Annotated in this window: 14 protein-coding genes; 2 read left to right on the top strand and 12 right to left on the bottom strand. The window is 72.1% G+C overall.

Annotation, left to right across the window (positions count from 1 at the left end):
* Nucleotides 1-6 precede the first annotated feature (6 nt).
* The 6 genes from ACWEOH_RS08550 to ACWEOH_RS08525 all read right to left on the bottom strand — a co-directional run bounded on the left by ACWEOH_RS08550 (nt 7) and on the right by ACWEOH_RS08525 (nt 5765).
* A complete protein-coding gene (locus ACWEOH_RS08550) occupies nt 7-1377 on the bottom strand; it encodes a glutamate decarboxylase (protein WP_452030001.1) in 1371 nt (456 codons plus the stop codon).
* Between the two features lie 203 nt (nt 1378-1580).
* Nucleotides 1581-1985 (bottom strand): Fur family transcriptional regulator, encoded by a 405-nt coding sequence (locus ACWEOH_RS08545; protein ID WP_452029999.1) that lies wholly within the window; start codon nt 1983-1985, stop codon nt 1581-1583.
* Nucleotides 1982-2824: a metal ABC transporter permease gene (locus ACWEOH_RS08540; RefSeq protein WP_452029997.1), complete on the bottom strand. Its 843-nt coding sequence runs from the start codon at nt 2822-2824 to the stop codon at nt 1982-1984. The genes ACWEOH_RS08545 and ACWEOH_RS08540 overlap by 4 nt, the downstream gene beginning before the upstream one ends.
* Nucleotides 2824-3756: a metal ABC transporter permease gene (locus tag ACWEOH_RS08535; RefSeq protein WP_452029995.1), complete on the bottom strand. Its 933-nt coding sequence runs from the start codon at nt 3754-3756 to the stop codon at nt 2824-2826. Before ACWEOH_RS08535 ends, ACWEOH_RS08540 begins: the two co-directional genes overlap by 1 nt.
* A 58-nt stretch (nt 3757-3814) precedes the next feature.
* Entirely contained in the window at nt 3815-4612 is a 798-nt protein-coding gene (locus ACWEOH_RS08530) for a metal ABC transporter ATP-binding protein (RefSeq protein ID WP_452029993.1), read from the bottom strand.
* Nucleotides 4613-4616: 4 nt separating this feature from the next.
* Entirely contained in the window at nt 4617-5765 is a 1149-nt protein-coding gene (locus ACWEOH_RS08525) for a metal ABC transporter substrate-binding protein (protein ID WP_452029991.1), read from the bottom strand.
* 188 nt (nt 5766-5953) lie between these two features.
* Between ACWEOH_RS08525 and ACWEOH_RS08520 the strand changes: the two genes are divergently transcribed.
* Complete coding sequence (locus ACWEOH_RS08520) at nt 5954-6439, top strand: GNAT family N-acetyltransferase (RefSeq protein WP_452029989.1); 486 nt, start codon at nt 5954-5956, stop codon at nt 6437-6439.
* Between the two features lie 34 nt (nt 6440-6473).
* On the opposite strand, the gene ACWEOH_RS08515 is transcribed toward ACWEOH_RS08520, so the two are convergent.
* The 4 genes from ACWEOH_RS08515 to ACWEOH_RS08500 form a co-directional block, all read right to left on the bottom strand.
* Nucleotides 6474-7886, bottom strand: a complete 1413-nt coding sequence (locus ACWEOH_RS08515; protein WP_452029987.1) for a dihydrolipoamide acetyltransferase family protein — start codon at nt 7884-7886, stop codon at nt 6474-6476.
* Nucleotides 7887-7922: 36 nt separating this feature from the next.
* Entirely contained in the window at nt 7923-8906 is a 984-nt protein-coding gene (locus tag ACWEOH_RS08510) for an alpha-ketoacid dehydrogenase subunit beta (RefSeq protein WP_452031887.1), read from the bottom strand.
* A 146-nt stretch (nt 8907-9052) separates the two neighbouring features.
* On the bottom strand, nt 9053-10186 hold the full coding sequence (locus ACWEOH_RS08505) for a thiamine pyrophosphate-dependent enzyme (protein ID WP_452029985.1): 1134 nt from the start codon (nt 10184-10186) through the stop codon (nt 9053-9055).
* Between the two features lie 16 nt (nt 10187-10202).
* Entirely contained in the window at nt 10203-11327 is a 1125-nt protein-coding gene (locus ACWEOH_RS08500) for a histidinol-phosphate transaminase (RefSeq protein ID WP_452029983.1), read from the bottom strand.
* Nucleotides 11328-11380: 53 nt separating this feature from the next.
* Here ACWEOH_RS08500 and ACWEOH_RS08495 point away from each other — a divergent pair, with 53 nt between their 5' ends.
* Complete coding sequence (locus ACWEOH_RS08495; RefSeq protein WP_452029981.1) at nt 11381-11764, top strand: phage holin family protein; 384 nt, start codon at nt 11381-11383, stop codon at nt 11762-11764.
* On the opposite strand, the gene ACWEOH_RS08490 is transcribed toward ACWEOH_RS08495, so the two are convergent.
* Both ACWEOH_RS08490 and ACWEOH_RS08485 read right to left on the bottom strand, forming a co-directional pair.
* Nucleotides 11739-13304, bottom strand: a complete 1566-nt coding sequence (locus ACWEOH_RS08490; RefSeq protein ID WP_452029979.1) for a hypothetical protein — start codon at nt 13302-13304, stop codon at nt 11739-11741. The two genes, ACWEOH_RS08495 and ACWEOH_RS08490, sit on opposite strands and share 26 nt — an antisense overlap.
* The gene (locus ACWEOH_RS08485) at nt 13301-13624 is read right to left on the bottom strand and encodes a hypothetical protein (protein ID WP_452029977.1); all 324 of its coding nucleotides are present in this window, start codon (nt 13622-13624) and stop codon (nt 13301-13303) included. Before ACWEOH_RS08485 ends, ACWEOH_RS08490 begins: the two co-directional genes overlap by 4 nt.
* Nucleotides 13625-13694 lie beyond the last annotated feature (70 nt).

Below are 13694 nucleotides of genomic sequence, written 5' to 3'. Positions count from 1 at the left end.
CCGCGATCAGTGGTGGAACGTGGGCCCGATGCCCGGATGCGGCATCGGCTGCTCGAGCGCGTCGAGGTAGGCCGTCTCGGTCCTGATGTCCCGCATGAGGTCCTCGGCGAGGTCGCGGCTGAGGCCGTTGCGGCAGACGATGCGCATGACCGTCTGGTCGGCCTGCTTGCCCGACAGCGGGTACGCGGGCACGAGCCATCCGCGGATTCGCAGGCGCTCCGAGAGGTGGTAGAGGTTCCACTTGTCGGTGTGGCCCGGCTTCAGCCGCCACGCGAACACGGGGATGTCCGAGCCGTCGGTGATGAGCTCGAAGGCGTCGAGCTCGCCGACGCCGTGCGAGAGGTACCGCGCGACGTCCTGCGAGGCCTGCTGGATCGCCGTGTAGCCGTCGCGGCCGAGGCGCAGGAAGCGGTAGTACTGCAGCAGCACCTGCGCGCCGGGGCGGGAGAAATTCAGCGCGAAGGTCGGCATCGAGCCGCCGAGATAGCTCACCTTGAAGACGAGGTCGTCGGGCAGCGCGGCAACGTTGCGCCACACGATCCACCCCACGCCGGGGTAGACGAGGCCGTACTTGTGGCCCGACGTGTTGATCGACTGCACGCGCTCCACCCGGAAGTCCCACTCGAGGTCGGGCTGCAGGAAGGGGGCGACCATGGCCCCGGATGCGCCGTCGATGTGGATCGGGATGTCGAGGCCGGTCTTCGCCTGGATGTCGTCGAGCTTCGCGGCGATCTTCGTCACCGGCTCGTACGCACCCGTGTAGGTGACGCCCATGAGCACCACGACGCCGATCGTGTTCTCGTCGACGACGTCCTCGAGGCCGGTGCCGTCCATCAGCGGGTGCTCGTCGGAGGTGTCGATGAACCGCATCTCGACGTCGAAGTAGTTGCAGAACTTCTCCCAGCAGACCTGCACGGCGGAGCTCATGATGAGGTTCGGCGTCTCGGTGGACTTCCCCGCCGCCCGGCGGGCGTGCTGCCAGCGGCGCTTCAGCGCGAGCCCGCCGAGCATGCACGCCTCGGAGGAGCCGATGGTCGACGTGCCGATGACGTCGGTCCGATCGGGCGCGTTCCACAGGTCGGCGAGGATGCGCCAGCAGTACTCCTCGATCGCGGCGGTCGCGGGGTACTCGTCCTTGTCGATCATGTTCTTGTCGAACGCGTCCTTGTAGAGGCGATCGGCGTGCTCGTCCATCCACGTGCCGACGAAGGTCGCGAGGTTGAGTCGCGCATTGCCGTCGAGCATCGTCTCGTCGCGCACGATGCGGTACGCGGTGTCGGGGAGCATCGCGCCCTCCGGGATCCGCGTGTAGCGCGCGGTGGTGGCTTCGCCCTCGCGCGTGAAGGTCGGCTCGAGCGCCTCGTCCTGCATGACCATGTCCCCTCCAGGGTCGTTCGGCTCCCGGTCCCACGCGCACGCGGAACACGGGAGGCTCGACCCCAGGGAGGTGCCGGAACCCCCCGGGCCGGTCACCGTCTACAGGGCGACACTACGCCGCATGGCTGCCGAAGGACATCACTCATTTCGGGTGACGGCAGGCGTGGCCTGCGGCGCGACGGTTGCGTCCGCGAGGGGTGGCCTCAGCGCACGTCGGCGCCGAGCGCCTTCGTGCAGTTCGCGCACAGCCCGAACACGTCGACGACGTGGGCGGCGCCCGTGAACCCGTGCTCGGCCGCGACGCGCTTGGCCCACGACTCCACCTCGTCGGCCGCGATCTCGACCGTGAGCCCGCAGTTGCGGCAGATCAGGTGATGGTGGTGGCCGGTCGTGCTGCACGCGCGGTAGAGCGCCTCGCCCTCCGGCGACTGCAGCGAGTCGGCTTCACCATTGGCGGCGAGGTCGCCGAGCGCCCGGTAGACCGTTGCGAGCCCGATCGGAGATCCGCTGGCGTGCAGCGTCGAGTGGAGCGCCTGCGCGCTGATGAAGCCCTCGGTCTCGTCGAGCGCCTCGCGAACGGCTTCGCGCTGCCAGGTGTTGCGTTTCATGCGATGCGTGCGTCCTCTGCGGTCTCCACGGGGATGGCGACTCGGTTCAACGGTAGTCCGCGCAGCTTGGAGATACCCAGCGCGAGCGCGAAGAAGGCGGTGGCCGCGAGCACGATGCTCGGACCGGCCGCGACGGCGAGCGCCCGCGACGCGAGCACCCCGATGACGCCGGATGCCGCGCCGATGAGCGGTGCGGTCCACAGGATCGCCCGATACGTCGGCACGACCAGGCGGGCGGCGGCGGCGGGCGCGGCGATGAGCGCGATCGCGAGGATCGCCCCGACCGCCGGCAGCGCGCTCACGACCGTCGCGGCGATGAGCGCGAGCACGAGCAGCTCGATCGGCCACTCGCGGTATCCGGCAGCGCGGAAGCCCGCCGGGTCGAACGTCGAGAAGGCGATCTCCTTGCCGAACATCGCGACGAGCACGACCGCGATGAGGGCCACGGATGCCGCGAGCACGATGTCGGCGTCGGTCACCGTGAGGATCGAGCCCACGAGCAGCGACTCCGCCCGCACGGGCAGCCCGGGGATCACCGCCTGCAGGATCGCGCCGATCGCGAAGCCGCCCGTGAGCACGATGCCCGCGGCGACCTGCGCGCCCTGCCGTCGCACGCGGGCGATGCCCGCCATCACGGCCACGAGCACGACGGATGCCGCGGCCGCCCCGAGCGGCACGCTCACGCCGAGCGCCGCCGCCGCGACCGCGCCCGGGTACGTGCCATGGGTCAGGGCCTGCGCGAAGAACGTGCGGCGGCGGAGCACCACGAGGGCGCCGACGAAGCCCGCGCCCGCGCCGATCACGATCGCGGCGACCAGGGCGCGCTCGAAGTAGCCCATCAGCGCCCCTCCCCCGCCACGGCCGCGCGTGCCTCGCGGGCGTCGTCGAGCGGCCGCTCATCGTCGGGCCGCGGCGCGATGCTGCGCGTGCGGCCGGCCGCCCAGGCCACCAGCAGCACGAGTGCGTACCCCGCGACGAAGGTCGCGACGATGGTGCTGCCGGCGGGCAGGTCGACGCCCCAGCCGACGGATCCCCAGAACCCGACCGCGAGCCCGAACCATGCGCAGAGACCCGCGAACACCGCCGCGGCGGGGAACAGCAGCCACAGCCGCCGCGACGCGAGCCGCGCGACCGCGCCCGGCACGATGAGCAGCGCGAGCACGAGGAGCGTGCCGACCGTGCTCGCCGCGGCCACCACCACGAGCGCGACGGCGCCGTTCAGCACGAGGTCGAGCACGAAGGCGGAGTTGCCGGCAGCACGGCTGCCGCCCGCGTCGAAGGCGCGGAACAGCTGCTGCTTCAGCGTGAGGCCCACGGCGAGGAGCGCGACCGCACACACGACGACGAGCGGCAGCACCTCGGCCGGCGGGATCGTGAGGACGCGCCCGAACAGCAGCGCCTCGAGCTCGCCCGCGTAGTCGTCGCTGCGTGACACCACGATCACGCCGACGCTGAAGGTCGCCGTGAGCACCACCGCGATCGCCGCGTCGGACGTGACGCCGGCCCGGTCGAGCCAGGTGAGCGCGACCGCGGCCGCCAGCGCGGCGATCGCGGCGCCGGGGAGCAGCCCTGCCGTGCCGCCGACGGCCAGCCCGATCGCGAGACCGGGGAAGACCGCGTGCGTGAGGCCGTCGCTGATGAACTCGAGGCCGCGCAGGTTGACGAGCACGCCGACGACGCCCGCGACGACGGCGAGCACGAGCATGACGAGCAGTGCGCGGGCCATGAACGGCACCGCGAACGCGCCGAACAGGGCGTCGAGCAGGCTCATCGGCCACTCCCCCGGCCTGGATGCGTGCACGCCGGCACGGTGCATGCCGTGTGCGGCATCAATGCCCCTCGTGACCGGGAACGACCAACGTGTGCTCGTCGATCTCGACCTCGACGCCCTCGAAGCATTCCTGCACGTTGCCCAGGGTCAGCACGTCGTCGACAGGGCCGAAGGCGAGCTGCGTGCCGTTCACGAGCACCACCGAGTCGCAGACGAGCTTCGCGAGCTCGAGGTCGTGCGTCGAGACGAGCACGGCCACGCCCTGCGCCTTCAGCGCGTGCAGCGTGGCGATGAGCGCGTCGCGGTTCTGCTGGTCGAGGCCGTTGAACGGCTCGTCGAGCAGCAGGAGCGCGGGCTCGGAGGCGAGCGCGCGGGCCAGGAGGCCGCGCTGGCGCTGCCCGCCGGACAGCTCGCCGAACCGGCGCTTCGCCAGCTCGGCCAGTCCGACGGTCTCGAGCGCTCGGCGCACCGCGGCGCGATCGGCGCGCCCGGGCCAGCGCAGCAGGCCCATGCGGCGGTACCGACCCTGCATCACGACCTGCTCGAGGCTGATCGGGAAGTCGGGGTCGAGGTCGGCCGACTGGGGGAGGAAGCCGATCATGCCGTTGCGGGCATGCACTCCGTCACGACCCGACGTCGCGGCATCCGACGAGCCCTGGCCCACGGCCATGCGGCCGGCCGTGAGTGGCACCAGGCCGAGGATGCCCTTCAGCAGCGTCGACTTGCCCGCGCCGTTCGGCCCGATGAGCGCCACCGCCTCACCCGGCGCGATCTCGAGCTCGAGGTCGGCGACGCCGCCTCCACCCGGATGCGTGAAGGCGGCATGCTCGAGCCGCAGCACGGAGGAGTCGGTCATGCGGTCATCCTTGCAGCACGGCGGGGAGCGGGGAAGGCGTCACGCCCCACGACTCGAGGATGAGGGTCGCGTTGTGCACCTGGCTGCCGACGTAGGTCTCGCCGGGCGACCCCTCGACGCCGAGCGAGTCGCCGTAGAGGGCGTCGTCGCCCGAGTAGACGGTCACGCCCGCCTCGGACGCGATCGTCGCGGCCGCCTTCGGCGAGATCGACGCCTCGGAGAAGACCGCCTGCACGCCGGTCGCGCGGATCTTCGCGACGAGGTCGTCGATCTCGGCCGCGCTCGGCTCGGCGTTGTCGTCGAAGCTCGGGATGACGCTGCCCACGAAGGTGAGGTCGTACGCATCGATGAAGTACGTGAAGGCGTCGTGGTTCGTCACGAGCAGGCGCTGCGCCTCGGGGACCGTGTCGACGTTCTCCTCGATCCAGGCGTCGAGCGCGTCGAGCTGGGCAAGGTAGGCGTCCTCGTTCGCGGTGACGACGCCCGCGTCGATGCCCGGCACGGTCTCGAGCCCGTGCGCGATGTTGTGCACCATGTGCTCGGCGAGCTCGGGGTCGGTCCAGATGTGCGGGTTGCCGTCGCCGTGCTCGTGTCCGTCGTGGTCGTCGGACGCCGCGTGGTCGTCGTCGTGCGCGTCGGCGTCGACGTCGGCGTCGGCGTCGTCGGTGCCGGTGTCGTCGGCCCCGTCGTCGGATGCCGCGGAGTCGTCGTCGGCCGCGGCATCCGCGTCGTCGTCGTGGTCGTGGTCGTCGGTGCCGTAGAGCTCGATGCCGGTGCTCGCGTCGATGAGCACGCCGTCGAAGCCCGAGGCGCTCACGGCGTCATCGAGCCAGCTCTCGAGGCCCGCACCGTTGACCACGAGCGCGTCGGCGTCGGCGAGCGCGAGCAGCTGGGCGGCCGACGGGTCGAAGCCGTGGGCGCTCTGGGCGGGCGCGAGCAGTTGGGTGACGTCGGCCGTGTCGCCGACGAGCTCGCGGGTGAAGTCGCCGACCTGGGTGGTCGTCGCCACGATCGACGGGCCCCGCTCCCCCGCCGTGCCGGATGCCCCGGGGCTCGCGCACGAGGCGAGCGCCAGCACGCCCGCCGCCAGCGCGCCGCCGACCCCCGTCGCGGTGACGATACGGCGGCGCACGGAGGGATTGCTCGAGGTCATGGATCGACGGTATCGCTTATTGATAATGATTGTCAAAACCATCTGGCGCGTGGGTGGGCGTGCCGGTGAGGCCCTCGGTCATGCATGCAGGGAACGCCCTCGTCGTCGACGTCATTCCGCGTCATCGTTCATGCCGTGGTTGTGGAGCGTTTCGGCGAGTGTCGCACCGACGTGCGAGCATGAAGCACGTGGACCTGACGACGACGCCCCTCACGTTGCACCCGTTCACCGTCGCCGATGCCCAGCGTGTGCTGTCCGGCGAGGTCGACCCGCACGATGGCTGGGAGGGCGGCTATGCCTTCACCGATGAGCCCGAACTCCTGAGCGAATACGTGCGTGCGGTGCGCGAGACAGGCGACCCCGCCCCCTTCGGTCCCTATCTCGTACGTCGCCAGCTCGACGGCCTGGCCATCGGGGGAGTGAACCTCTTCGGGCCGCCCGACGCCGACGGCGTGGTGGAGTTCGCCTTCGGGCTCGTCCCCGCCGTGCGCGGCCAGGGGCTCGCGGTCGACACCGTGCTCGAGGTGCTCGGTCTCGCCCGCTCCGCGGGCGCCGCCGCAGTGCGGGCCGAGGCCGAGATCGGCAACCTGCCCGCGCGCCGTGCCCTCGAGCGGGCCGGCCTCGTCGAGTCCGGCCGCCTCGGCGACGTGATCACGTACGAGGCGCGGCTCTGACCGTCTGTCGGTCAGAGGGTCGGCCGCGCGCCGGTCACTCGAGCAGGAGCGCAGGCTCCTCGATGATCGACGCGACATCGGCGAGGAACCGGCTCGCCACATCGCCGTCGACGACGCGGTGGTCGAACGATGCGCCGATCGTGGTGACGTAGCGCGGGCGCACCTCGCCGTCGACGACCCACGGCTTCTGCTTGATGGTGCCCAGGGCCACGATGGCGACTTCGCCGGGGTTGAGGATCGGCGTGCCCGTGTCCATGCCGAAGACGCCGATGTTCGTGACGGTGATCGTGCCGCCCTGCATCTCGGCCGGTTGGGTCTTGCCCTCGCGCGCCGTCAGCGTGAGCTGCTCGAGCGCCGTCGCGAGCTCGACCATGGTCATGCCCTGCGCCTCCTTGACGTTGGGCACCAGGAGGCCACGCGGGGTCGCGGCGGCGACGCCGAGATTGACGAAGTGCTTGACGATGATCTCGTCGTCCGTCCACTGCGCGTTGACCGTCGGGTTGCGGCGCACCGCCCAGATCATGGCCTTCGCCATGATGAGCAGCGGCGACACCCGCACGCCGGCGTAGTCGGGCGACGCCTTCAGGCGCTTGACGTACTCCATGGTGCGCGAGGCGTCGACGTCGACGAAGACGCTCACATGCGGCGCGGAGTATGCGCTCTGTACCATCGCGTTGGCGATGGCCTTGCGCACGCCCTTCACGGGCACTCGCGTCTCGCGGTCGGTGGGCAGCTCGGGCGTCTGGATGTTGCGGAACACGCTCGCCTGGCTCGCCTCGCGGATCACGTCGTCGCGCGTGATCTCGCCCATCGCGCCGGTCGCCGCGACGCGCGAGAGGTCGACGCCGAGGTCCTTCGCGAGCTTGCGGATCGGCGGCTTCGCGATCACGGGCACGCGCGACTCGGGCCGCACGGCCGTCGTCGCGGTCGCAGCCGCGTCCGTGTCGCCGCCGGCAGCGGGGGCGGGTGCCGGGACCTCGGGCTCGGCCCGCGTCGCGAGGCGTTCGTGCGCGCCGCCGGGGATCGGATGCCGCTTGCGGCGCGTCGCCGCAGGGCCCGACGAGCCGTGGCCCACGAGCACCGCGCCGCCGCCCTCCGACGCCGCGGGCGCGTGCGAGGCGACGGTGCCCGACCGGGGAGCGGGCACGGCGGGCGTCGTCGGCGCCGCGGTCGCCGGTGCAGGCGCCGCGGCATCCGCGTCGGGGGCATCCGTCTGGATCACGAGGATCGGCGTGCCGACGTCGACCGTGTGGCCCTCGTCGACGAGCAGCTCGGAGACGACGCCCTCGAACGCGCTCGGCAGCTCCACGAGCGACTTCGCCGTCTCGATCTCGACGAAGACCTGGTCGAGGACGATGCGGTCGCCGGGCGCGACGCGCCACTGCACGATCTCGGCCTCGGTGAGTCCCTCGCCGACATCGGGCAACGGGAATCGGATCTCGCTCATCTCACGCCTCTCTCGGGTCGCAGCCGGAGCCGCGGGTCAGTACGCCAGGGCGCGGTCGACGGCCTCGAGCACCCGGTCGGGGCTCGGCAGGTACTCGGACTCGAGCGCAGCGGGCGGGAACGGGGTGTCGAAGGCCGAGACGCGCAGCACCGGGGCCTCGAGCGAGTAGAACGCCCGCTCGGCGACGGTCGCGGCGATCTCGGAGCCGACGCTCACGAAGCCGTACGCCTCCTGCGCCACGACCAGCCGGCCGGTGCGCTGCACCGAATCGAGCAGCGGCCCGTAGTCGATGGGGGAGAGGGAGCGGAGGTCGACGACCTCGATGCTCGTGCCCTCTCCCGCGGCGATGTCGGCGGCCTGCAGGAGCGTCGAGATCATCGCGCCGTGGCCCACCACGGTGATGTCGGTGCCCTGGCGGATGACCCGGCTCGCGTGCAGCGGCATGCCCGAGTGGTCGAGGTCGACCGGTCCCTTGGGCCAGTAGCGGCTCTTGGGCTCGAAGAACAGCACGGGGTCGTTCGAGGCGACGGCCTCCTGGATCATCCAGTACGCGTCGTGCGGGCTCGACGGGCTGACCACGCGCAGGCCGGGCGTGTGGGCGAAGTACGCCTCGGGGCTCTCCTGGTGGTGCTCGATCGAGCCGATGTGGCCGCCGTAGGGCACCCGGATCACGACGGGCATGGAGATCGAGCCGTCGTGGCGCACGGTCTGGCGTGCGAGCTGGGTCGTGATCTGGTCGAAGGCGGGGAAGATGAACCCGTCGAACTGGATCTCGCACACCGGGCGGTAGCCGCGCATCGCGAGGCCGATCGCGGTGCCGACGATGCCCGACTCCGCGAGCGGCGTGTCGAGCACGCGCTTGTCGCCGAACTCCGCCTGCAGGCCCTCGGTCACACGGAACACGCCGCCGAGCGGACCGATGTCCTCGCCCATGAGCAGCACCCTGTCGTCGCCGCGCAGGGCCTCGCGCAGGCCCGCGGTGATGGCCTTGGCCATCGAGAGGGTCTGGATGCCGCGCATGCCGCTCTCGGCATGTTCGGTCGTCTCGGCTGCCTCGGTCGTCGAGACCGAGGCGCCGTCGGTCGCCGCCTGCGCCTCGGCGGATGCCACGTCGGTCTGCTCGTCGATCGCGTCGGCCACGGCGCGCTCCTCCTCGGTACGCGCGCTCATGCCGCGCCTCCCTCGAAGCCCGACTCGTAGGACTCGAGCCAGGCCAGTTCCTCGTCCATGAGCGGATGCGGCTCGCTGTAGACGTGGGCGAAGATCTTCTCGCGCGTGGGCGCGGGCAGGTCGAGCGCGCGTCGACGGACGTCGGCCGCGGCATCCGCTGCCTCGGTGTCGGCGTCGTCGAAGAACGCGGCGGATGCCCCGCGGCCCTCGAGCCACGCGCGGTACCGCGTGATCGGATCGCGTTCGGCCCAGTAGGCCACCTCGGCGTCGGTGCGGTACTTCGTCGGGTCGTCGGCCGTGGTGTGCGCGCCCATGCGGTAGGTCTCGGCCTCGATGAGGCTCGGTCCCTCGCCGGCGCGCGCCTCCTCGAGCGACTGGCGGGTGACCGCGTAGCTGATGAGCACGTCGTTGCCGTCGATGCGCACGCCCGGCATGCCGAAGCCGCCGCCGCGCAGCGAGAGCGGGCTGCGGGACTGGCGCGAGACGGGGACCGAGATCGCCCACTGGTTGTTCTGGATGAAGAACACCTGCGGCGTCTGGTAGCTCGAGGCGAACACGAGCGCTTCGCTGGCGTCGCCCTGCGAGGTCGACCCGTCGCCGTAGTAGACGAGCACGGCGGTGTCGGTCTCGGGGTCGCCCGTGCCCGAGAGTCCGTCGAACTGCACGCCCATCGCGTAGCCCGTGGCGTGCAGCGTCTGCGACGCGAGCACGAGCGTGTAGAGGTGGAAGTTGCCGTTCTCGGCGGGGTTCCACCCGCCGAGGGTCGCTCCGCGCAGCAGCGACAGGATGTTCACGGGGTCGAGCCCCCGGATCATGCCGACGATGTGCTCGCGGTACGAGGGGAAGATGTGGTCCTGCGGGCGGGCCGCGTGCGCCGAGCCGACCTGCGCGGCCTCCTGGCCGTGGCTCGGCACCCAGAGCGCGAGCTGGCCCTGCCGCTGCAGGTTCGCACCCGCGACGTCGATGCGGCGCGAGACGAGCATGTCGCGGTAGAACCGCTCGAGCAGGTCGTCGGGAAGCGCCTCGACGAGGGGCAGGTAGGCCTCCGCCTCGGGGGTGGGACGGAGTTCTCCGGTGGGGGTCAGGAGCTGGACCGTCGGCGCGGTGAAGGCTCTCTCGCGGGCTGCCACCGTTCCACGCTACCCGCTAGGCCGGGTGCCCTTCTTGTGAGGCCGGTACAAGCTCGCCGAGGATCCGGAGGAGGGTTTCGACAGACTCGGGCTCACCGACCGAGATGCGGATACCCTCGGGCGGGAAGGCCCGCGTGACGAGTCCGGCGTCGAAGAGCCGCTCCGCGACCTCCACCGTGCGGTCGCCCGTGGGCAGCCACACGAAGTTGCCGTGCGCCTCGGGAACCGGCCATCCCTGCTCGAGCAGCGCCGCGCGCAGGGCCTCGCGGCGCCCGGCGATCGTCTCGACGCGGGCCAGCAGCTCGCGCTCGGCCTCGGGCTCCAGCGAGGCCAGCGCCGCGGCGGCGGCGGCCGCGGTCACGCTGAGCGGGATCGCCGTCGACCGCGCGGCGTCGAGGATCGGCACGGGGCCGATCGCATAGCCGACCCGCAGGCCGGCGAGGCCGTAGGCCTTCGAGAAGGTGCGGAGGATGACGAGGTTGGAGTACCGGTCGAGCATGCGGCGGCCGTCGACGGATGCCCCCGGCCCGGTCGGCTCCGTGCGCACGAACTCGATGTAGGCCTCGTCGAGCAGCACGAGCACGTCGTCGGGAACCCGGGCCATGAACGCCTCGAACTCGTCGGCGGTGACGATCATGCCCGTCGGGTTGTTGGGGGAGCAGACGATCGCGACGCGGGTGCGCTCGGTGACGGCGTCGGCCATCGCATCGAGGTCGTGACCGTGGTCGTCGCGGTTCGACACCTGCACGCTCGTCGCACCCGAGACGGTGACGAGCCCCGGATACGCCTCGAACGAACGCCAGGCGTAGACGACCTCGTCGCCGGGCCCTGCGGCCGCCGCGATGAACTGGGAGAGCAGCGACACCGAGCCTGCCCCCACGATGACCTCGTCGACCGAGACGCCGAACCGCTCGGCGAGCTTCTCGCGCAGGGCGAGTGCGGTCGCGTCGGGATAGCGGTTGATCTCGTTCGCGGTGGCCGCCACCGCCGCGGCGACACCGGGAAGCGGCGGGAAGGGGTTCTCGTTGCTCGACAGCTTGTAGCCGTCGGCCGGCGCCGGGCGCCCCTGTCGGTATGCGGGGAGGGCGGCGATCTCGGGGCGGAGGCGCACGCGTGTCGGGATTGGCTCCGTTGCGGTCACGCGTTCCACCGTACCCCTTCGATCGCGGGGCACCGTCTGCCAGAGTGGGACCCATGCGGTTCATCGTCAAGGTCATTGTCGTCGCCTTCGCGCTCTGGCTGACCACCTTCATCGTCACGGGAATCCGGGTGGTGCCGTACGAGGACACGACCCTCGCAACGGTGCTCACGTACCTGCTCATCGCGCTCATCTTCGGCCTCGTGAACGCCATCGTCGGCACGTTCGTGAGGATCGTCGCGTTCCCGCTGTACGTGCTCACGCTGGGCCTCATCTCGTTCATCGTCAACGGACTTCTGCTGCTGCTGGTGGCGTGGATCAGCAGCCTGATGGGATTCGGGCTCGTGATCGACGGCTTCTGGTGGGGCGTGCTCGGCGCCCTGGTGCTCGGCCTCATCAGTTGGCTGATCGGGCTCATCGTGCGCCCGTCGAAGGACTGACCTCGCGGGTCGCGACCCAGTCGCTGCGCAGGCCGGCGGTTCCGCCGGTGACCTCGTCGACCAGCGCCCGGAACTCGACCAGCCGCTCCTCGCCGGATTCGTCGACGAGGGCCGCCGTCTGACGGTAGCGGCCGAGTTCGTGCGCCGGGACCGCCGACGCATACTCGCGATCGGGGTCGAGCACGCTGCGCGTGACGGTGACGCGATCGGGTGACGGATGCCCCGCGCCGCCGGTGGCGGGAACGAGGTCCTCCTCGTGCTCGAGGGAGAGCAGCCCGACGCCCTCGCGCGTCGGGGCGCTCGCCACCGGTCCGCCGAGGTTCACCGCGCCGACGGCGCCGAGTTCGGGATCGGCGGCGAGCTTCGCCGCAATGATGCCCCCTCCCGAGTAGCCGACCGCGAGCAGCGGTTCGCCGTGCTGCGCACCCGCCTCGTCGAGCGCCGCCCGCACCGCCCGCTCGCCCGCCGCCGTGTCGGCACCCGTGAATCGCAGCCGATCGAGCTTCGCGTCGTCGGCGACACCGTGCGTATTGCTCGTCATGTCGGCGGGCTCGGCGCCGGTCACCAGCCCGAAGTCGGCGGTGCCACCGACGTACACGATCCACCGTGGATCCGCCGCCGTGCCGTACCGTTCGATCCGGATCTGCGGCGCATCGTCGCCCGACGGTACTCGGTCGGCGAGGTCGCCGATGCCGACGGGCGGCGCGACGACGTCGCCCTGGCGAGCGGCCGCCTCAGCGGGGTGCCCGGCGGGTGCAGCATCCACGCCGGCTCGATCGGCAGGGGATCCGCGGGCCCCCGCCTCGACGCGCGTCACCCGCACCGGGCCGTCGACCAGCACCCGGTTGCCGACGATACCGAGCAGCCCGGTTGCGGCCAGCACCATCGACCCGCTCTCGGGTGCGCCGATCACCGCCCCGAGTCCGCCCGGCACGGGGAGGTGCAGCGCGGCGGAGAACGCCTCGTCGGCGTGGTCGGCGGCCAGGCGCACCAGCCGGACGAACGCCGGGTCGGAGAGGAGGTCGCGGTGCTCGTCGAGCCAGGCCGCGAGCGGCGTCGGTCCCCATCCGGCCCCGCGCCAGATCGCGGATCCTGCCCACTGCCCGCCAGCGGCGAGGAGCGCGCCGACGACGAGCACCGGCGCGTGCAGGCCGAGCCAGGGCGCCGCCACCGCCGCACCGAGCTGCCAGAGCCCGTCGACGAGCCGCTCGGTGACGCCGTACCGCTCCGCCGCGTCGAGCAGCGACGACCGCAACGTGAGCGCCAGGTCGCGGGACTGCTCGAGTCGGACGCACCCGACGCCGGCGTGCCAGGCCGGCGTCGCCGCGTCGACGGCCGCGATCGGTTCGTCGACCTCGAGGAGGTCGAGCCCGCGTCGCAGCACGCCCGCTCGGGCGAGCCAGTCCTCGACGACGGGTGCCACCGCGCCGAGCGTCGCGGCCGCGACGAACAGCTCGTCGACCGCGACGGCGACCGTGCCGCCGCCCGACACGACCAGCCCGCTCGCATCGTCGTCGGGGCCGGTCGGCGCCGCACTCACCGCAACCCCGCCGTCGCCTCCGCCTGCGCGTCGAGCTGCTGCTCCAGGCGCCGGATGCGCACCTCGAGCGTGGCCTCGGCCTCGGCGAGCGCACCGGCGGCCCCCGCGAGCCGGACCCGCAGGTCGTCGAGCCGCACGGCGTAGGCATCGGCCGCGGCGGAACGCCAGGTTCGCGGCGGCTCGGGGAGCAGCGCCGGCCACGTGCTGCGCACCTCGTCGAGCAGTGAGCGCAGCATGAGGAGGTGCCGTCGTGCACCCTCGACCTGGTCCGCGCTCACGGCGCGGCCGGTGAGTGCGGCGATGAGCGGGTCGTCGTCCATGGCGTGAGCCTCGCAGCGCTGCTGGTCGCCGCGAGCAGCGGGCGCGGCATCCGTACGCACCGCGCGCCCG

This window comes from Agromyces sp. NPDC004153 (genome assembly GCF_053603635.1).
The sequence above is the reverse complement of the archived record's forward strand: the minus strand, read 5'-3'. Positions and strand labels throughout refer to the sequence as shown.

What these genes read in the sequence shown, in the direction of transcription:
- ACWEOH_RS08485 (WP_452029977.1), bottom strand. Translation starts at nt 13,624, where the DNA reads ATGGACGACGACCCGCTCATCGCCGCACTCACCGGCCGCGCCGTGAGC.
- ACWEOH_RS08510 (WP_452031887.1), bottom strand. Translation starts at nt 8,906, where the DNA reads ATGCGCGGCATCCAGACCCTCTCGATGGCCAAGGCCATCACCGCGGGC.
- ACWEOH_RS08515 (WP_452029987.1), bottom strand. Translation starts at nt 7,886, where the DNA reads ATGAGCGAGATCCGATTCCCGTTGCCCGATGTCGGCGAGGGACTCACC.
- ACWEOH_RS08540 (WP_452029997.1), bottom strand. Translation starts at nt 2,824, where the DNA reads ATGGGCTACTTCGAGCGCGCCCTGGTCGCCGCGATCGTGATCGGCGCG.
- ACWEOH_RS08545 (WP_452029999.1), bottom strand. Translation starts at nt 1,985, where the DNA reads ATGAAACGCAACACCTGGCAGCGCGAAGCCGTTCGCGAGGCGCTCGAC.
- ACWEOH_RS08550 (WP_452030001.1), bottom strand. Translation starts at nt 1,377, where the DNA reads ATGGTCATGCAGGACGAGGCGCTCGAGCCGACCTTCACGCGCGAGGGC.
- ACWEOH_RS08525 (WP_452029991.1), bottom strand. Translation starts at nt 5,765, where the DNA reads ATGACCTCGAGCAATCCCTCCGTGCGCCGCCGTATCGTCACCGCGACG.
- ACWEOH_RS08495 (WP_452029981.1), top strand. Translation starts at nt 11,381, where the DNA reads ATGCGGTTCATCGTCAAGGTCATTGTCGTCGCCTTCGCGCTCTGGCTG.
- ACWEOH_RS08535 (WP_452029995.1), bottom strand. Translation starts at nt 3,756, where the DNA reads ATGAGCCTGCTCGACGCCCTGTTCGGCGCGTTCGCGGTGCCGTTCATG.
- ACWEOH_RS08530 (WP_452029993.1), bottom strand. Translation starts at nt 4,612, where the DNA reads ATGACCGACTCCTCCGTGCTGCGGCTCGAGCATGCCGCCTTCACGCAT.